A 17,502-nucleotide genomic window follows, 5' to 3' on the forward strand; every position below is an offset into this window, starting at 1 on the left:
TGTTCTAGTACGATCCTGGAACTGTGGCAGCACATTATCAGATCCTCGGGTCCACGTCCGCCGCGATTTCGGCGAGCGTGGAAACCGGCATCCGCAGCGGCGCGCTCGCCGCCGGTGACGCGTTGCCGCCCGTCCGCGCCCTCGCCACCGCGCTGGCGGTCAGCCCGGCCACCGTCGCCCGCGCCTACCAGGAGCTGCGCCAGCGGGGTCTGGTGGTCACCGCCGGCCGGCACGGCACCCGGGTGCGGCCCCGTCCGCCGGTCGCCCCCCGCCGTGCCGTGCGACCCCCGGCCCCCGCCCCCAACACCAGGGATGTTTCCCACGGGCAACCCGACCCCCGGCTCCTGCCGCCGCTCGGCCCACACCTGGCCGCGCTCGCCGTCACGGTCGGCCCACCCGTCGGGTACGCCACGACCGGCGTGCACCCCGCCCTGGCCGAGGCCGCCCGCTCCCGGCTGGCCGCCGACGGGGTGCCCGCCGACGAGTTGACCGTGACCGGTGGCGCGCTCGACGGCATCGAACGGCTGCTCGCCACCCACCTGCGCCCCGGTGACGCGGTGGGCCTGGAGGACCCGGGCTGGGCCAATCTGCTCGACCTGGTCGCCGCGCTCGGGTTGCGGCCGGTCGGCTTCCCGGTCGACGACGAGGGGCCCGTCGTGGCCGGGGTGCGCGACGCCGTCGCCCTCGGGGTGCGGGCGCTGGTGGTGACCAGTCGGGCGCAGAATCCGACAGGGGCCGCCGTCTCCGCCGGCCGGGCCGGGGAGTTGCGGGCCCTGCTCGCCGGCCGCCCCGACCTGCTGCTGATCGAGGACGACCATGCCGCCGAGCTGTCCCGGTTGCCGGTGCACCCGCTGGCCGGTGCCACCCCGGCCTGGGCGTTCGTCCGCTCGGTGAGCAAGCCCTACGGGCCCGACCTGCGGCTGGCGGTGCTGGCCGGCGACGAGGTGACGGTGTCCCGGGTGGCCGGTCGGGCCCGGGTGGGGGCCGGCTGGGTCTCCACCGTCCTGCAACGACTAGTCCTGTCGCTCTGGCGCGATCCGGCCACCACCGCCCTGGTCGACCGGGCCGCCGACGCCTACGAACGCCGTCGCCGCGGGCTGCTCGCCGCGCTCGCCGACCGGGGCATGGCGGGGCACGGCCGCAGCGGCATCAACGTCTGGCTGCCGGTGCCCGACGAGACCGCCACGGTCACCGCGCTGCGCGACGCCGGCTGGTCGGTCGCGCCCGGCGGCCTCTCCCGGCTCGGCAGTCCGCCCGCCGTCCGGATCACGGTCAGCGCGCTCGACGACGCCGACTTCGTACCGCTGGCCGACGCGGTGGCGGCGGCGGTCCGCCCCGCCGGCCCGGTCGGGTTCACCGCCTGACCCACGCCGTCGTCCTGCTCCCGCCCGGCTGCCCGGCACCGGGAGCAGGCGTTGCGGTTCCCGCTTTCCGCCAGCCGTCAAGGTGGGTCGGATCTGGCTCACGTCCGACGTGGAGGCGTGGATCGCCGAGAAGCGTCCCACACCTGCTCGACAGCGACGAGGAAGCGTAGGGAACCCGGGTCGACGGGACGTCCGGCGGGTCCCTCGTGGACTCCCGACGCGACCGGGTAGAACAGTCGCCATGGCCGAGCAGACCGACGCACCCGGTGCCCAGCAGTTCATCCCGCCGCAGGCCGGCACACTTGCCGAGCTGCGGGCCGCAGCCGCCGGTTGCCGGGGCTGCGAGCTGTACCGGGACGCCACCCAGACCGTCTTCGGCCGGGGCGACGAGAGCGCCCGGGTGGTCTTCGTCGGCGAGCAGCCAGGTGACCTGGAGGACCAGCACGGGCTGCCCTTCGTCGGTCCGGCCGGCCGGCTGCTGCGTCGGGCGGTCGACGACGCCGGCCTCGACCCGGCCCACCTCTACATCACCAACGCGGTGAAGCACTTCCGGCACGAACTGCGCGGTCGGCGGCGCATCCACCAGACCCCGGACCGGGTGCACATCGTCGCCTGTCGGCCGTGGCTGGTCGCCGAGTTCGCCCGGCTCCGCCCCGACCTGGTGGTGGTGCTCGGCGCGACGGCGGCGAAGGCCCTGCTCGGCCCGACGTTCCGGGTCACCCGGCAGCGTGGCGAACTGCTGCCCTGGCCGGCCGCCGCCGAGCACCCGGAGGACTTCACCCAGGTCCCGGTGGACCGCGCCGGCCGGGTTGCCGACGCGCCCGCCGCCCGGGTGCTCGCCACCGTCCACCCGTCGGCGGTGCTGCGCGCCGACAACCAGGACGTCGCCTACCGGGGGCTGGTGGACGACCTCACGGTGGCCGCCCGCGCCCTGGCCGGCTGACCGCCGGGCCACGCGTCCGGGAACCCCGGTGCCGGCGGCGGCCCGGCTGCGCGAGGATGGCCTCCCCGGACCAGGAGCTGCGATGACCGTCGACCTGCGCGTGCCCGCCCGGCCCGACGTCGCCCCGATCCAGCGGCGTACGTTGCGGCTGCTCTTCGCCACCCAGATCGTCGGTGGGGTCGGGGTGGCGATCGGGATCTCCGTCGGGGCGCTGCTGGCGGCCCGGGTCGCCGGCACCGCCGTGGCCGGGCTGGCGCAGAGCTGCGGGGTGGTCGGCGCGGCGCTGCTCGCCGTACCGGTCACCCGGATCATGAACGGGCACGGGCGGCGGCCGGGACTGGTGGTGGCCTACCTGACCGGGGCGGTCGGGGCGCTGCTGGTGGTGCTCGCCACGGTCACCGGCGGGGTTCCGCTGCTCTTCCTCGGGATGCTGCTGTTCGGCGGCGGCACGGCAGCCAACCTCCAGGCCCGCTACACGGCGGTGGACCTCGCCGAACCGGCCCGCCGGGGCCGGCAGCTCTCCCTGGTCGTCTGGGCCACCACCATCGGCTCGGTGGCGGCCCCCAACTTCGCCGCGCTCGCCGACCGGGTCACCCGGTCCCGGGGGCTGCCGTCACTGGCCGGCCCGTTCGCGTTCAGCGCCGTCGCGTTCGGCCTGGCCGCGGTCGTACTGCTGCTGTTGCTGCGGCCCGACCCGCTGCTCACCGCGCGGCGGCTCGCGGCGGCCGGGGCGGGGACGCTGCCCGGGGCCGACACCCAGGCGGCGACCGCGTCGGGCGCGCGGCGGGCCGGCATGCGGGCGGCCTGGCGGGTGGTGCGCGGCCGACCGGCGGCCCGGCTGGGCATCGCCGCCGTCGCGGTCGGCCACCTGGTGATGGTCGCGGTGATGGCGATGACCCCGGTACGCCTCGGCGAGTCGCACTCCGACGCGGCCGTGCTGCGGGTCGTCGGCATCGTGCTGAGCGTGCACATCGCCGGCATGTACGCGTTCTCGCCGGTGGTGGGTTGGCTCACCGACCGGTGGGGCCGGCGCGCGGTGATCCTCGTCGGCGTGGGCACCCTGCTTGCGGCGTGCGCGGTCGCCGGCACCGCCGGGCATCACACGCCGCGACTCTCGGTCGGCCTGGCCCTGCTCGGGCTGGGCTGGTCGGCGACCATGGTGGCCGGCTCGACGCTGCTGTCCGAGGCGGTGCCGTCCCGGGTGCGCCCCAGCGTGCAGGGGCTCTCCGACCTGACGATGGGGCTGGCCGGGGCGGGCGCGGCGGCGGCCAGCGGGTTTGTCATGCGGGTGGCGGGTTATCCGACCCTGACCCTGCTGGCGGCGATCGCGGTGGTGCCGCTGGTGGCGCTAGCGTTGCGGCGGGTGCCACCGACGGCACCCGACGAGGAGGAGTGATCACGTGCGGCTGACCGACTTCTGGACCCGGTTGGACGAGGCGTTCGGGTCGGGCTACGCGGCCAGCATCGCCAGCGACCAGGTGCTCTCCCAACTCGACGGGCGGACCATCGAGCAGGCCCTCGCGGCCGGCGAGCAGACCCACGTGGTGTGGCGGGCGGTGGTCGCCGCGTACCCCGACCGGGTGCCCGCGCGACTACGCTGAGCTGCCGTCGGACCCCGTCCGCGTGTCGCTTGCCGGCTCGTACACCTGTTCGGCTATTGTCCACAGCGGGGTGCTCGTCCACAGCTCGCGGCCCGTCGGCTGGTTTTCTGTCGGACCCAGCGCCTAGCGTGTCCGCGTGACGCGAAGCTCAGGAAAGACGCCGGCGAAGGCAGGAGTGGCAAACATGGCCGCAGGGCCCGACCGGGAGAAGGCACTCGACCTTGCTCTCGCTCAGATCGACAAGCAGTTCGGCAAGGGGTCGGTGATGCGGCTGGGCGAGCGCCCGGTCGTCCAGACCTCGGTCATCCCGACCGGTTCCATCGCGCTCGACGTGGCGCTCGGCGTGGGTGGCCTGCCCCGGGGCCGGGTCGTCGAGATCTACGGCCCCGAGTCCAGCGGTAAGACCACGGTCGCCCTGCACGCGGTGGCCAACGCCCAGCGGGCCGGCGGCATCGCCGCCTTCGTCGACGCCGAGCACGCGCTCGACCCCGACTACGCCAAGGCGCTCGGTGTCGACACCGACGCCCTGCTGGTCTCCCAGCCGGACACCGGCGAGCAGGCGCTGGAGATCACCGACATGCTGGTCCGCTCCGGCGCGATCGACATCATCGTGATCGACTCGGTGGCGGCCCTGGTGCCGCGCGCCGAGATCGAGGGCGAGATGGGCGACAGCCACGTCGGTCTCCAGGCCCGGCTGATGAGCCAGGCGCTGCGGAAGATCACCGGCGTGCTCAACAACACGGGCACCACGGCGATCTTCATCAACCAGCTCCGCGAGAAGATCGGCGTCATGTTCGGCTCGCCCGAGACGACCACCGGTGGTCGGGCGCTGAAGTTCTACGCCTCGGTCCGGCTCGACGTGCGCCGCATCGAGAGCCTCAAGGACGGCACCGACGTGGTCGGTAACCGCACCCGGGTCAAGGTCGTCAAGAACAAGGTCGCCGCGCCGTTCAAGCAGGCCGAGTTCGACATCATGTACGGCAAGGGCATCTCCCGCGAGGGCTCGCTGATCGACGTCGGCGTGGAGCAGGCGATCATCCGCAAGTCCGGCGCCTGGTACACCTACGACGGTGACCAGCTCGGCCAGGGCAAGGAGAAGGCCCGGGAGTTCATGAAGGAGAACCCGGACGTGGCCGCCGAGATCGAGAAGAAGATCCTGGAGAAGCTCGGGGTCGGGGTCGGCGCGGGTGACGCCGCCGGTGGTCCTGAGCTGCCGCCTGTCGACTTCTGACGGGTCGCGTCCCGATGGCAGGACGACGCGCCCGCACGGGGCGGGGGTGGGACGCCTCCCCACCCCGCGCGGGTGCCGACGACCCCTCCCGTGCCGACGACCCGACCCGGACCGGTGGCGACCGCCCCCGTCGGGGTCGCCGGGGGCGGTCCGCCGAGGACGGGTCGGGGCCGGTCGAGCCGCCGCCCCGGGACGAGGGCGAGCTGGCCCGGGAGATCTGCCTGCGGCAGCTCGCGGTGCGCCCGCGTACCCGGGCCGAGCTGGCCGGGGCACTGGCGAAGAAGGGCGTCTCCGACGAGGTGTCCGCCCAGGTGCTCGACCGTTACGACGAGGTCGGCATCATCGACGACGCGGCCTTCGCCCGCGCCTGGGTCTCCAGCCGGCACAACGGTCGCGGGCTGGCCCGCCGGGCGCTGGCCAACGAGCTGCGCCAACGGGGTGTGGACGGCGAGGTGGCCAGCGAGGCGCTCGGCGAGTTGGACGAGGAGACCGAGGCGCAGACCGCCCGCGCCCTGGTCGACCGGAAGCTGCGGACCGCCCGGGGCGAGCCCGACGCGGTGTTCCGCCGGCTGGTCGGCATGCTCGCCCGCAAGGGTTACCCGCCCGGGGTGGCGATCCGGGCGGTGAAGGACGCCCTGGCCGCGCAGAGCGCCGAGGCGGCCGAGTTCGCCGAGCAGATCGACGCCGACGCGCTGGCCGACGCCGAGGGCGAGCGGGGCTGACCGTGTGGAAGGCGTGCCTCAACGGTGCCCGGCGGCGTGACGAGCACCCCGCCGTGCCGCTGACCCCGGCCGAGTTGGCCGCCGACGCGGTGCGCTGTGCCACGCTGGGGGTGGCGGCGGTGCACGTCCATCCCCGGGACGCCGACGGTGCCGAGTCGCTGTCCCCGGCGGTGATCGCCGAGGCGGTGACCGCGATCCGCGCCGCCCGGCCGGGGCTGTCGGTGGGGGTGAGCACCGGCGCGTGGATCGCACCCGACCCGGCCGACCGGGTGGCCGCCGTCCGCGCCTGGTCGGTGCTGCCTGATTTCGCCTCGGTCAACGCCCACGAGGACGGCGCCGAGGCGGTCGCGGCGGCCCTGCACGAGCGGGGCGTGCTGGTCGAGGCCGGCCTGTGGACGGTGGACGCGGTCCGCGCCTGGCGGGGGTGGCGGGTGCCTGCCGGTCGGGTCCTGGTCGAGTGCCTGGCCGACGAGCCGGACCGGGCGCTGGCCGACGCCGCCGACATGCTCGCCCTCCTCACTCCCGGTGATCCTCCGGTGTTGCTGCACGGCGAGGGGCGGGCCACCTGGCCGGTGCTCTTCGAGGCGGTCCGCCGGGGGCTGGACACCCGGATCGGCCTGGAGGACACCCTGTACCTGCCGGACGGCGCACCGGCCCCCGACAACGCCGCCCTGGCGGGTTGCGCCCGCGCACTGGGTGCCCGCTGACCCGACCGGGCCCGGCCCCACCGCCGGGAATCCTTGGGGGTTTTTGTGACGCCGTGTCTGGACTCGGATCACCACTGGGTGACGTTGTCAACTCTCTCCGTTCGGGGGGTTTGATCATGAGTTCTTGACCGAACGCCCTTCCGCGACCTAGCCTCGCCATACAGGCTCACTTTGCCCGACCAAGCGCAGGCTAAGCGCACAACATAGATCGCGTAACAGAACCGCATCACTTTGGCCAGCTCCACCGGCCTTGACGGTCCCTCCGGACAGCCGGTCCGGAGCCGACCCGACAACTGCACCCGGCTGTCGGCGATGCCGCATGGGCATCGCCGACGGAGAGCTGTACCCACGGCCAGCCGCTCGGTCGGGCGTCCGGAGCCGCAGAGGTGGCGTGCCCGTCGGCACGGTTCCCCTGCGGCGTAGACGTTTGGGGAGGCGCGACCATGGCTGGTCGGCACAGGGACCGGGGGTCCCCAGGAGGTGGTGGCGCACACAGTCGCGCCGGCACGGTGTTGCGGCCCACCGGCCCGGGTGACGGGACACCGGCATGAGCACCTTCGACGTGGTGCTCCTGGTCGTCGTCGGGGTCCTCGCCGCCGTCATGGTCGGTGTCGTCCTGGTCGGTGTACGGGCGCTGCGCCGGATCGGCACCGCCCCCGCCCCGGACGATCCCGCCTTCATCGCCGAGAAGGACCGGCAGGAACAGTCGCTGGCCGCGCTGCGCAGCGCCGCCGACGAGGTGAACAGCACCATCGACGTGGCGAAGTCCGCCGCCTCGGCGGCGCGGGCCGAGGCGGCCGGTGCCAAGGCGGAGGCGAAGTCGGCCCGGGCGGAGGCCCGGCGGGTCCTCGACGACGCCCGCGCCGAGGCGGACACCGTCCTGGAACGGGCCCACAAGCAGGCCGAGGCGGACGCCGAGCAGCTCCGGGCCGCCGCCCGGCGCAGCGGTGAGCGTGAGGTGGCGGTGCTCGCCGCGACGACGCGGGAGCAGGCGGCGGAGGTGGAACGCCGGGCCGCCCGGATGGACGAGCGGGAGCGGCTGCACACCGAGGAGGTGGAGCGGCTGGCCGAACGGGAGCGGCAGCTCACCGCCGCCAGCGCCGCGCTGGCCGAGCGGGAGGCGGCGGTCACCGCCCGGGAGGCGGCCCTGACGGTGGCCGAGGAGCAGCGCCGGCGGGAACTGGAACGCGTCGCCGGGCTCACCGCCGAGTCGGCCCGGACCGAGCTGATCGAGGCGATCGAGACGCAGGCCAAGCGGGAGGCGGCGCTGCTGGTGCGGGACATCGAGTCCGACGCCCGCACCACCGCCGAGCAGCGCGCCCGGCACATCGTGGTGGACGCCATCCAGCGGGTGGCCAGCGAGCAGACCGCGGAGAGCGTGGTCAGCGTCCTGCACCTGCCGGGGGACGAGATGAAGGGGCGGATCATCGGCCGGGAGGGGCGCAACATCCGCGCCTTCGAGTCGGTGACCGGGGTCAACCTGATCATCGACGACACCCCGGAGGCGGTGCTGCTGTCCTGCTTCGACCCGGTGCGCCGCGAGGTCGGCCGGCTCACCCTGGAGAAGCTGGTCCTCGACGGGCGCATCCACCCGCACCGGATCGAGGAGGTGCACGACCTGGCCCGGCAGGAGGTGGAGGAGCTGTGCCACCGGGCCGCCGAGGACGCCCTGGTCGAGGTGGGCATCACCGAGATCCACCCGGAGCTGGTCACCCTGCTCGGCCGGCTGCGCTACCGCACGTCGTACGGGCAGAACGTGCTCAAGCACCTGGTGGAGACCGCGCACATCGCCGGGATCATGGCCGCCGAGCTGCGGTTGGACGTGCCGACGATCAAGCGGTCGGCGTTCCTGCACGACATCGGCAAGGCGCTCACCCACGAGGTGGAGGGCAGTCACGCCATCATCGGCGCCGACCTGGCCCGCAAGTACGGCGAGAGCGAGGACGTGGTGCACGCCATCGAGGCGCACCACAACGAGGTGCCGCCGCAGACCATCGAGGCGGTCCTCACCCAGGCCTCCGACGCCTGCTCGGGCGGGCGGCCGGGGGCCCGGCGGGAGAGCCTTGAGGCGTACGTCAAGCGGCTGGAGCGGATCGAGGAGATCGCGGCCGGCAAGCTCGGTGTGGAGAAGGTCTTCGCGATGCAGGCGGGCCGGGAGATCCGGGTGATGGTCAAGCCGGACGACGTCGACGACATCGGCGCGGCGGTCCTCGCCCGGGACGTGGCCAAGCAGATCGAGGAGGAGCTGACCTACCCGGGTCAGATCCGGGTGACAGTGGTCCGCGAGTCCCGGGTCACCGAGATCGCCCGCTGACCCCGTACGACCGCGAGGGCCGGCCCGGAGATCCGGGCCGGCCCTCGTCACGTGGGGTGGTTCAGTTGCCGCCCGTGCCCTCGGCCTGGGAGACGAGCGCGGTGGCCGGGGCCTGCGGGGCCGGGGTGCCGGCCGACTTGCGCCCCCGGGACAGCCGCCGCTGGACGAACTGGGCCAGCTTCGACAGCGAGTAGTTGGCCAGGATGAACAGCGCGGCGATCACCAGGTAGACCTGGATCGGGTTGTCCAGCACGCCGATGATCTGCTTGCCGATGTTGAGGGTCTCCTCGTAGCTGATGATGAAGCCCAGCGAGGTGTCCTTGAGCACCACGACGAGCTGACTGATCAGCGCCGGCAGCATGATCCGGAACGCCTGGGGAAGCAGGATCATCCGGGTGGTCTGCGCGGGGGAGAGGCCGATCGCGGCGGCGGCCTCGGCCTGCCCGCCGGGCAGCCCCTCCATGCCGGAGCGCAGGATCTCGGCGATGACCACGGAGTTGTAGACGGTCAGGCCGATGACCAGGTACCACAGCGTGTCGAAGGAGATGCCGAACTCGGGGAAGCCCCGGGCCACGAAGAAGATGGTGAGCACCACCGGCAGGCCCCGGAACACCTCGACGCAGACCCGGGTGACCGCCGAGAGGGTGACGCTGAGCCCGCGCAGCAGGTAGGCCACCGGGGTGGCCATCCCGGTGAAGCGTCGCCGGGTGAGGCTCTTGAGCTGGATGCGCAGCACCGCGAGCAGGGTGCCGACCACCAGCGAGGCGACGATGGCCAGCGCGGCGGCGGTGAGGGTGTTCTTGAGGCCGAGGCCGATCCGGTCCCACACCTGGGAGAAGTTCTCGTTGGAGGGGTCGACCAGCGGCCCCCACAGCTCCATCGAGAACTGGTCCTTGTCGTCGAGCGGCCGGTAGATCAGGAGGTACGCGCCGACGGCCAGCAGTACGGTGGCGACGACGCTGCTGATCAGCGTGATCCGGCGCTGACGCGGGCCGGGGACGTCGTACAGGACGCTGGTCTGCTGACTCATCGGGCCACCGCCTGTCGCTTCTCCAGCCGGTCGAGCAGTGCGCCGAGCGGCACGGTCATGATCAGGTAGCCGACCGAGATGCCGATGGCGACCGGGATGAAGGCGTAGCCCTCGGCGGAGGTGAGCTGGTCGGCGCTCTGGGACAGGTCGCCGACCACGCCGAAGAAGCCGATCAGCGCCGAGTTCTTGATCATGGCGATGATCACCGAGCCGAGCGGCACCACCGACGCCTTCCAGGACTGCGGCAGCACCACGTGCCGCAGGTTCTGGCCGAAGGTCAGGCCGAGCGACCGGGCCGCCTCGGCCTGACCCGGCGGCACCGCGTTGACCCCGGAGCGCAGCGCCTCGCAGACGAACGCGGCGGTGTAGAGCACCAGGGCGATCAGCGCGAAGCGGAAGTACGGCAGGTCGGTGCCGAGCCGGGAGAAGAGCGAATCCAGCACGGGCACGCGCAGGAAGTCGGCGTTGGAGCCGAGCGCCGGCAGGCCGAAGGCGGCGAAGAACATCACCACCGTCAACGGCATGTTCCGGAAGACGTTCACGTACGCGGTGCCGGCGGCGCGCAGCGGCGGCACCGGCGAGATGCGTAGCACCGCCACGACGGCGCCCAGGATCAGGGCGCCGATCGCGGCGAGCACGCAGATCTGGAGGGTGAGCCAGAAACCACCCGCGAAGACGTCGAACTTGTCGATGAGCACACTCACGGGCCGGTGTTCCTCCCCACCCTCCAGATCGAGGTCAGATCAGTAACGGTTGATGGTGGGCGCGCTGCCCAGCTCCGCGCCGAACTTGCCGGCGGTGTCGTCCCACGCCTTCTTCCAGCTGCCGTCGTTGAACGCCTTCTCCAGCGTGTCGTTGACGAAGTTGCGGAAGTCGGTGTCCTCCTTCTTCACCCCGATGCCGTACGGCTCCTTGGTGAAGTTGTCGCCGGCCAGCTTGAACGACGCCTCGTCCTTGGCGACGTAGCCGAGCAGGATCACGTTGTCGGTGGTGACGGCGTTGACCTGACCGCCCTTGAGGGCGTCACGGCACTTGTCGTAGGTGTCGAAGAGCACCAGCTGGGTGCCGACGTCCTTGACGTACTTCTTGATCTCCTCGGCCGGGGTGGACCCGGTCACCGAGCAGACCTTCTTGGTGCCGTCCTTGAAGGAGTCCGGCCCGGTGATGGTGGTGTCGTCCTTCTTGACCAGGATGTTCTGGCCGGCCTCGTAGTACGGGCCCGCGAAGGCGATCCGCTCCTTGCGCTTGTCGTTGATCGTGTAGGTCGCCGCGACCAGGTCGACGGTGCCGTTGACGATGACGTCCTCACGGACCTTCGACGGCGTCTCGACGTACTCGATCTTGTCCTCGGGGATGCCCAGCTCCTTGACGATGAGCTTGGCGATCTCGACGTCGAAGCCCTCCGGCTTGCCCGACAGGCCCTTCTGGCCGAAGCCGGGCTGGTCGAACTTGGTGCCGACCTTGATCTTCTGCGCCTTGTTGAGCTTCTCCATGGTGCTGCCGGCGGCGAAGGACTTGCTGCCGGCGCCGGTGCCCTCGTCGGCGTCGTCGCCACCGCAGGCGGCCAGGCCGAGCGCCAGAGTGGCCGCCGCGGCGACTGCCGCCACGCGCTTCATACGCATACTGAACTCCTTCTTCGTCGGAATGCACCGGTGACCGGCGCGCTCCACTACGGACGCCTAGTGCGTGAGGATCTTGGAGAGGAAGTCCCGGGCCCGCTCGCTGCGCGGGTTGGCGAAGAACTCCGTCGGCGGGGCGTCCTCGACGAGTTGCCCGTCCGCCATGAAGATCACCCGGTTGGCGGCGTGCCGGGCGAAGCCCATCTCGTGGGTCACCACCACCATGGTCATGCCCTCACTCGCCAGCGAGGTCATCACGTCGAGCACCTCGCCGACCATCTCCGGGTCGAGCGCGCTGGTCGGCTCGTCGAAGAGCATCGCCTTGGGCTGCATGGCCAGCGCGCGGGCGATCGCCGCCCGCTGCTGCTGGCCGCCGGAGAGCTGGGCCGGGTACTTGTCGGCCTGGTTGGCGATGCCGACCCGGTCGAGCAGGGCCAGGCCGCGCCCGCGGGCGGCGGCCGGCTTCTCCTTGCGGACCTTGACCGGCCCGAGGGTGACGTTCTCCAGGATGGTCTTGTGGGCGAAGAGGTTGAACGACTGGAAGACCATGCCGACCTCGCTGCGCAGCTTCGCCAGCGCCCGCCCCTCGGCCGGCAGCGGCCGGCCGTCGAAGGTGATCGTCCCGTCGTTGATCGGCTCCAGCCGGTTGATCGTCCGGCAGAGCGTCGACTTGCCCGACCCGGACGGCCCGATCACCACCACGACCTCGCCCTTGCCCACCGAGAGTGACACGTCGTCGAGCACGTGCAGGGGGCCGAACCACTTGTTGACCTTGTCCAGCACGATCAGCGGTTCGCCGCTCGCCACGTCGTCCACCGTCCCTGTCGTCGTACCGGAAAGCGGGGTCGGTCGACCCCCGGTTGGGCCACTGTAGGCGGGGCGGCGTGGCGGATCGCAACTCAACGGGTCACGGAGAGGTAACACCGGTGTCGGGTGTACGCCGACGTCCGGATTCCGCCGTTCCGACGGGCCGTCAGATGGCGGTGCGGAGGGGGGACGGAGATCATGGGGGGATGACCGACCGGGTCCGCCTGACCGAGTACGCGCGTGGTGGCGGCTGCGCCTGCAAGATCCCACCGGGGGAGCTGGAGGCGATGGTCGCCGGCCTCGGACCGGCCACCGGCACCGCCGAACTGCTGGTCGGCCTGGACCACGGCGACGACGCCGCGGTGGTCCGGCTGGACGCGCGGACCGGCCTGGTCACCACCGCCGACTTCTTCACCCCGGTCGTCGACGACGCCTACGACTGGGGGCGGATCGCCGCCGCGAACGCCCTGTCCGACGTGTACGCCATGGGCGGCACCCCGCTCGTCGCCATCAACCTGCTCTGCTGGCCCCGGGACACCCTCCCGCTGGAACTGGCCCGGGAGGTGCTGCGCGGCGGGCAGGACGTGGCCCGGGAGGCCGGCTGCCACCTGGCCGGCGGGCACAGCGTCGACGACGACGGCCCCAAGTACGGGCTGGCCGTGACCGGGCTGGTCCGCCCCGACGAGCTGATCACCCTGGACGCCGGCCGGGCCGGGCTGCCGCTGTCGCTGACCAAGCCGCTCGGCGTCGGGGTGCTGAACACCAGGCACAAGGCCACCGGCGAGGTCTCCGCCGAGGCGGTGGCGTCGATGACCACGCTCAACCGGGACGCGGCCCGCGCCGCCGTCGCGGCAGGCATCCGCTGCGGCACCGACGTGACCGGTTTCGGGCTGCTCGGGCACGCCTCGAAGCTGGCCCGGGCCAGTGGCCTGACGGTGGCCATCGACGCCGGCAAGGTGCCCTACCTGCCCGGTGCCCGGGAGGCGGTGCGCGACGGGCACGTCAGCGGCGGCACCCGGCGCAACCTGGACTGGGTGGGCCCGTGGACCGGGTTCGGGTCGACAGGTGAGGCCGACCGGCTGCTGCTGGCCGACGCGCAGACCTCGGGTGGGTTGCTGCTGGCCGGTGAGGTGCCCGGCGGCACGGTGATCGGTGAGCTGCTGCCCCGGGGTGCGTCGATGGTCGTCGTCCGATGACTGGCCGTCCGACCGGCCCGGCCGGGGCACCGTACCCGATAAACTGTCATTTTCCCGCTACTCGGCGCAGCGGGGTATCAGGAAATTTTGCCCGGAATGGTCACAGACCGGTAACTTGCCCCCGGCTGAGGTCAAATGCCCCCCACCATCGTGAGTAAGGCCCGATCCGGAGGCCGGTGGGACGAACGCAGCGAGGAGGCGGCATGACCGAGCTGTGGAACTGGAGAATCGACCGGGTCGCACCCGTGGAGGTGTACCCGGCGCTGGCCGAGGCGCTCGGCCGGGTGGTGATGCCCCTGGCCGTGGCGGACCCGGCCCGGCTGCCCACGTACGCGGTGATCTGCGACGTCTGGGAGGCCCCGGGGGAGTTCGGGACGATCGTGGACTGCTACGGCGTACCCGAGTCGCTGCACGAGCTGAGCGCGGTCGCCGCGCTGGCCCGGCTGCTCGACCGGGACTGCCTGCTGGCCGACGACACCCTCGACGCCGGCCGGCACCTGCTGGTCGCCCCGGGCGGCACGATCCGCCCGGTGCACTTCGAGGTCACCGAGACCGACGACGGCGAGGTGCTCTCCGCCCGCCGGCTCTGCACCCTGGCACACCCGGGCTGCCGGGGCTGGTCGCGGTGCTGCCGGTCGCGCTGGGCACCGGACTCGGTCAACCCGGCCCTCGCCGCCGCCTGACCGCCTCCGGGCAGGTCAGGGGGCGGTGGGGCGGGCGCTGCGGACCTGCAACTGGTCGAGCAGGGTCGTGGTGGCGGCGGTCACCGCCCGGACCGCCGCCTCGAACGCCGCCGCGTTGTGCGCCGCCGGGGCCCGGAAACCGGACACCTTCCGGACGTACTGCAACGCCGCCGCCTCGATGTCGGCCGACGTGACCGTCGGGGCGTACGGTTCGCGCAGGGTCTTGATGCTCCGGCACATGGTGACTCCTCGTCGTCGGGGTCTTCCCGGTCGGCCCGGGTCGGTCGGCCCGGATACGCTGTGCACGTCATGACTACCGCAGCCGCGGGCAGCCCGCGCACCTACCAGGTGCGCACGTACGGCTGCCAGATGAACGTGCACGACTCCGAGCGCATCTCCGGCCTGCTGGAACAGGCAGGTTACGTGCGGCTCGCCGAGGCCGACGACAACCCGGACGTGGTGGTGTTCAACACCTGCGCCGTCCGGGAGAACGCCGACAACCGGCTCTACGGCAACCTCGGTCACCTGCGCCCCGTGAAGGACAGGCACCCGGGGATGCAGATCGCCGTCGGCGGCTGCCTGGCCCAGAAGGACCGCGGCGACATCGTCCGCAAGGCCCCCTGGGTGGACGTGGTCTTCGGCACGCACAACATCGGCTCGCTGCCGGTGCTGCTGGAACGGGCCCGGCACAACACCGCCGCCGAGGTGGAGATCCTCGAATCCCTCGACGTCTTCCCGTCCACCCTGCCGACCCGGCGCGAGTCGACGTACGCCGGCTGGGTGTCGATCTCGGTGGGCTGCAACAACACCTGCACGTTCTGCATCGTGCCCGCGCTGCGTGGCAAGGAGAAGGACCGCCGCCCCGGCGACGTCCTCGCCGAGGTGCGCGCCCTGGTCGCCGAGGGGGTGCTGGAGGTGACCCTGCTCGGGCAGAACGTCAACTCCTACGGCGTCGAGTTCGGCGACCGGTACGCCTTCGGCAAGCTGCTGCGCGCGACAGGTGAGATCGACGGGTTGGAGCGGGTCCGGTTCACCAGCCCGCACCCGAAGGACTTCACCGACGACGTGATCGCCGCGATGGCCGAGACCCCCAACGTCTGTCACTCGCTGCACATGCCGTTGCAGTCGGGCTCGGACGACGTGCTGAAGGCGATGCGCCGGTCGTACCGGTCGGAGCGGTACCTCGGCATCATCGAGAAGGTCCGCGCGGCGATGCCCGACGCGGCGATCACCACCGACATCATCGTCGGCTTCCCCGGCGAGACGGAGGCGGACTTCGAGCAGACCCTCGACGTGGTCCGCGCGGCCCGCTTCTCGTCGGCGTTCACCTTCCAGTACTCCAAACGCCCCGGCACCCCGGCCGCGACCATGGACGGCCAACTGCCCAAGCAGGTCGTGCAGGAACGCTACGAGCGGCTGATCGCCTGCGTCGAGGAGATCACCTGGGCGGAGAACCGCAAGCTGGTCGGCGAGACCGTCGAGGTGCTGGTCGCCGTCGGCGAGGGTCGCAAGGACGACCGCACCGGCCGGCTCTCCGGCCGGGCCCGCGACGGCCGGCTGGTGCACTTCGCCACCGGCGCGCCCGGCACGACCGGCGCGCCCGGGGCGATCCGGCCGGGCGACATCGTGCACACCACAGTCACGTACGCCGCCCCGCACCACCTCAACGCCGACGGCGCGCCGCTGGCACACCGCCGCACCCGGGCCGGTGACGCCGCCGAGGCGGGCCGCGCCCCGCGTACCCCCGGGGTGTTGCTCGGGCTGCCCACCGTCGGTGCGCCGGCCGTGTCGCCCGCGCCGACGACGGGCTGCGCCGCGCACTGACCCCCGGCCGGGGCCCGCCACCGGCGGACCCCGACCGGTGCCCGGTCAGACCGAGATCCGGCCCGCGCCGGCGCCCGCCGTCACGATGGACTTCACGCTGCTCGCGCTGTCCAGGGTGTACGGGTACGGGATGCCGGCGACGCTGCCGCCGGTCTGCCCGGCGGGCGAGTTGACGAAGTGGTTGTTGCGGGCCACCAGGCTGCCCGGCCCGGAGTCGGCCTCGCCGAGGTGGTAGGTGTCCCTGACGTTCTCGAAGTAGTTGCCCTCGACGAGCACCCCGGCGCTCATGGTGGAGGCCACGCCGTAGCCGGCGTTGTTGTAGTAGTAGTTGTTGTAGACGTGCACCGGGTTGCCGAAGCGGACCCGCGGGTTGCGCTGCTTGCTGCCGTCGTACCAGTTGTGGTGGTAGGTCACCCGCAGGTGGCCGATGTCCTGGCCGCCGTTGTCGTCGCTGTGCCCGAGCAGCATCGTCTTGTCATGGCTGTAGACCCGGTTCCAGGAGACGGTGACGAAATCCGAGCCGCGCTTGATGTCGACGGTGCCGTCGTAGCCGTTGCTGAAGGTGTTGTGGTCGATCCAGATGTTGGTGGCCGACCCCTCCACGTTGACCGCGTCGTCGCTCCAGTTGCGGAACGTCAGGTTCCGGATGATGACGTTGCGGTCGCCGTTGACGGTGAAGCCGCAGCCGACGATCGTCGCCCCGGCGTTGCCGAGCACGGTCTTGTTGGAGCGGACCCGCAGCATGCCGGAGCAGTTGATGGTGCCGGAGACCCGGATCACCGCCGCGCCGGTGGCGTTCAACGCGCTGGTCAGCGCCGAGGCGGTGGAGACGGTCGTCGCTCCCGCGCTGCCGCCGCCTGTGGTGCCGCCGTTCTGGGTGGCCCAGCCGACCAGGCCGGTCTGCGGCCCGCTGGGCGGCGGGGTGGTCGCCGGTGGGGTGGTCGGCGGGGGTGTGGTGGCCGGGGGTGTGGTCGGCGGCGTGGTGGTCGGGTTGCCGGTGGGGGCGGTGCCCCCGGTGCAGGTCACCCCGTTGAGGGTGAAGCTGGTCGGTGCCGGGTTGCTGGAGTTGTTCCAGGTGCCGTTGAAGCCGAACGAGACGCTGCCGTTGGTCGGCACGCTCCCGTTGTAGCTGGCGTTGGCGGCGGTCACCGTGCTGCCGCTCTGGGCCACGGTGGCGTTCCAGGCGTCACTGACCGTCTGCCCGGCCGAGTACGACCAGCGCAGGCTCCAACTCGACAGCGGGTCGCCGAGGTTGGTGAGGGTGACGTTGCCGGTGAAGCCGCCCTGCCACTGCCCGCCGAGGGTGTAGCTGACCGCGCAGCCGGTGGCGGCGTGGGCGGCGACGGCGGTGAGCGTGCCGGTGGCGAGCAGGGCGACGGTGGTGGCGGCGATCAGCGTCGTACGACGCCGAGGTGTGCGCATGCTGCGTCCCTTTCGGGTGGGACAGGCGGCCGTCGACGG

The 17,502-nt window shown here is 72.5% G+C and carries 17 protein-coding genes; 11 read left to right on the forward strand and 6 right to left on the reverse strand.

Features of this window, described 5'->3' with window-relative positions; genetic code table 11:
* The first annotated feature begins 23 nt into the window (after window positions 1-23).
* From Q2K16_RS28960 to rny, 8 genes are all read left to right on the forward strand, one after another.
* Complete coding sequence (locus tag Q2K16_RS28960; protein WP_302741454.1) at window positions 24-1,364, forward strand: aminotransferase class I/II-fold pyridoxal phosphate-dependent enzyme; 1,341 nt, start codon at window positions 24-26, stop codon at window positions 1,362-1,364.
* Between the two features lie 241 nt (window positions 1,365-1,605).
* A complete protein-coding gene (locus tag Q2K16_RS28965) occupies window positions 1,606-2,307 on the forward strand; it encodes a UdgX family uracil-DNA binding protein (RefSeq protein ID WP_302741455.1) in 702 nt (233 codons plus the stop codon).
* 82 nt (window positions 2,308-2,389) lie between these two features.
* Complete coding sequence (locus Q2K16_RS28970) at window positions 2,390-3,703, forward strand: MFS transporter (RefSeq protein ID WP_302741457.1); 1,314 nt, start codon at window positions 2,390-2,392, stop codon at window positions 3,701-3,703.
* A gap of 4 nt (window positions 3,704-3,707) precedes the next feature.
* Window positions 3,708-3,908: a DUF3046 domain-containing protein gene (locus Q2K16_RS28975; RefSeq protein ID WP_088647147.1), complete on the forward strand. Its 201-nt coding sequence runs from the start codon at window positions 3,708-3,710 to the stop codon at window positions 3,906-3,908.
* A 184-nt stretch (window positions 3,909-4,092) separates the two neighbouring features.
* Entirely contained in the window at window positions 4,093-5,139 is a 1,047-nt protein-coding gene (gene recA / locus Q2K16_RS28980; protein ID WP_088647146.1) for a recombinase RecA, read from the forward strand.
* A 14-nt stretch (window positions 5,140-5,153) separates the two neighbouring features.
* Window positions 5,154-5,861 (forward strand): regulatory protein RecX, encoded by a 708-nt coding sequence (locus Q2K16_RS28985; protein WP_302741459.1) that lies wholly within the window; start codon window positions 5,154-5,156, stop codon window positions 5,859-5,861.
* A 2-nt stretch (window positions 5,862-5,863) separates the two neighbouring features.
* Window positions 5,864-6,568, forward strand: a complete 705-nt coding sequence (locus tag Q2K16_RS28990) for a 3-keto-5-aminohexanoate cleavage protein (RefSeq protein ID WP_302741461.1) — start codon at window positions 5,864-5,866, stop codon at window positions 6,566-6,568.
* 547 nt (window positions 6,569-7,115) lie between these two features.
* On the forward strand, window positions 7,116-8,882 hold the full coding sequence (rny, locus tag Q2K16_RS28995) for a ribonuclease Y (protein WP_302741462.1): 1,767 nt from the start codon (window positions 7,116-7,118) through the stop codon (window positions 8,880-8,882).
* Window positions 8,883-8,943: 61 nt separating this feature from the next.
* Here the strand turns inward: rny and Q2K16_RS29000 are convergent, their stop codons facing one another.
* From Q2K16_RS29000 to Q2K16_RS29015, 4 genes are read right to left on the reverse strand one after another with little or no spacing between them, the layout of a single operon-like run.
* Window positions 8,944-9,912, reverse strand: a complete 969-nt coding sequence (locus tag Q2K16_RS29000) for an amino acid ABC transporter permease (protein WP_302741463.1) — start codon at window positions 9,910-9,912, stop codon at window positions 8,944-8,946.
* Complete coding sequence (locus tag Q2K16_RS29005; protein ID WP_302741464.1) at window positions 9,909-10,616, reverse strand: amino acid ABC transporter permease; 708 nt, start codon at window positions 10,614-10,616, stop codon at window positions 9,909-9,911. Before Q2K16_RS29005 ends, Q2K16_RS29000 begins: the two co-directional genes overlap by 4 nt.
* Window positions 10,617-10,655: 39 nt before the next feature.
* Entirely contained in the window at window positions 10,656-11,534 is an 879-nt protein-coding gene (locus Q2K16_RS29010) for a glutamate ABC transporter substrate-binding protein (protein ID WP_302741465.1), read from the reverse strand.
* Window positions 11,535-11,591: 57 nt separating this feature from the next.
* Window positions 11,592-12,347 carry an amino acid ABC transporter ATP-binding protein gene (locus tag Q2K16_RS29015; RefSeq protein ID WP_302741466.1) on the reverse strand — a complete coding sequence of 252 codons (756 nt, stop codon included), beginning with the start codon at window positions 12,345-12,347 and terminating at the stop codon, window positions 11,592-11,594.
* Between the two features lie 197 nt (window positions 12,348-12,544).
* Between Q2K16_RS29015 and selD the strand changes: the two genes are divergently transcribed.
* Both selD and Q2K16_RS29025 read left to right on the forward strand, forming a co-directional pair.
* On the forward strand, window positions 12,545-13,534 hold the full coding sequence (gene selD, locus Q2K16_RS29020; protein ID WP_302741467.1) for a selenide, water dikinase SelD: 990 nt from the start codon (window positions 12,545-12,547) through the stop codon (window positions 13,532-13,534).
* Between the two features lie 203 nt (window positions 13,535-13,737).
* Window positions 13,738-14,217 (forward strand): hypothetical protein, encoded by a 480-nt coding sequence (locus Q2K16_RS29025; protein WP_302741468.1) that lies wholly within the window; start codon window positions 13,738-13,740, stop codon window positions 14,215-14,217.
* Between the two features lie 15 nt (window positions 14,218-14,232).
* On the opposite strand, the gene Q2K16_RS29030 is transcribed toward Q2K16_RS29025, so the two are convergent.
* Window positions 14,233-14,457 (reverse strand): DUF2277 family protein, encoded by a 225-nt coding sequence (locus Q2K16_RS29030; RefSeq protein WP_302741469.1) that lies wholly within the window; start codon window positions 14,455-14,457, stop codon window positions 14,233-14,235.
* A 69-nt stretch (window positions 14,458-14,526) separates the two neighbouring features.
* Between Q2K16_RS29030 and miaB the strand changes: the two genes are divergently transcribed.
* Entirely contained in the window at window positions 14,527-16,041 is a 1,515-nt protein-coding gene (gene miaB / locus Q2K16_RS29035; RefSeq protein WP_302741470.1) for a tRNA (N6-isopentenyl adenosine(37)-C2)-methylthiotransferase MiaB, read from the forward strand.
* 45 nt (window positions 16,042-16,086) lie between these two features.
* Here the strand turns inward: miaB and Q2K16_RS29040 are convergent, their stop codons facing one another.
* The gene (locus Q2K16_RS29040; protein ID WP_302741471.1) at window positions 16,087-17,463 is read right to left on the reverse strand and encodes a pectate lyase family protein; all 1,377 of its coding nucleotides are present in this window, start codon (window positions 17,461-17,463) and stop codon (window positions 16,087-16,089) included.
* Window positions 17,464-17,502 lie beyond the last annotated feature (39 nt).

Origin of the sequence: Micromonospora cynarisoli (genome assembly GCF_030518815.1) — a bacterium.
In the GTDB taxonomy this organism is placed as follows: Bacteria; Actinomycetota; Actinomycetes; order Mycobacteriales; family Micromonosporaceae; genus Micromonospora; species Micromonospora wenchangensis.

Coding starts and splice junctions, on each gene's coding strand:
- Q2K16_RS28965 (WP_302741455.1), top strand. CDS start 1,606: ATGGCCGAGCAGACCGACGCACCCGGTGCCCAGCAGTTCATCCCGCCG.
- Q2K16_RS28970 (WP_302741457.1), top strand. CDS start 2,390: ATGACCGTCGACCTGCGCGTGCCCGCCCGGCCCGACGTCGCCCCGATC.
- recA (WP_088647146.1), top strand. CDS start 4,093: ATGGCCGCAGGGCCCGACCGGGAGAAGGCACTCGACCTTGCTCTCGCT.
- Q2K16_RS28985 (WP_302741459.1), top strand. CDS start 5,154: ATGGCAGGACGACGCGCCCGCACGGGGCGGGGGTGGGACGCCTCCCCA.
- rny (WP_302741462.1), top strand. CDS start 7,116: ATGAGCACCTTCGACGTGGTGCTCCTGGTCGTCGTCGGGGTCCTCGCC.
- Q2K16_RS29000 (WP_302741463.1), bottom strand. CDS start 9,912: ATGAGTCAGCAGACCAGCGTCCTGTACGACGTCCCCGGCCCGCGTCAG.
- Q2K16_RS29010 (WP_302741465.1), bottom strand. CDS start 11,534: ATGCGTATGAAGCGCGTGGCGGCAGTCGCCGCGGCGGCCACTCTGGCG.
- selD (WP_302741467.1), top strand. CDS start 12,545: ATGACCGACCGGGTCCGCCTGACCGAGTACGCGCGTGGTGGCGGCTGC.
- Q2K16_RS29025 (WP_302741468.1), top strand. CDS start 13,738: ATGACCGAGCTGTGGAACTGGAGAATCGACCGGGTCGCACCCGTGGAG.
- Q2K16_RS29030 (WP_302741469.1), bottom strand. CDS start 14,457: ATGTGCCGGAGCATCAAGACCCTGCGCGAACCGTACGCCCCGACGGTC.
- miaB (WP_302741470.1), top strand. CDS start 14,527: ATGACTACCGCAGCCGCGGGCAGCCCGCGCACCTACCAGGTGCGCACG.
- Q2K16_RS29040 (WP_302741471.1), bottom strand. CDS start 17,463: ATGCGCACACCTCGGCGTCGTACGACGCTGATCGCCGCCACCACCGTC.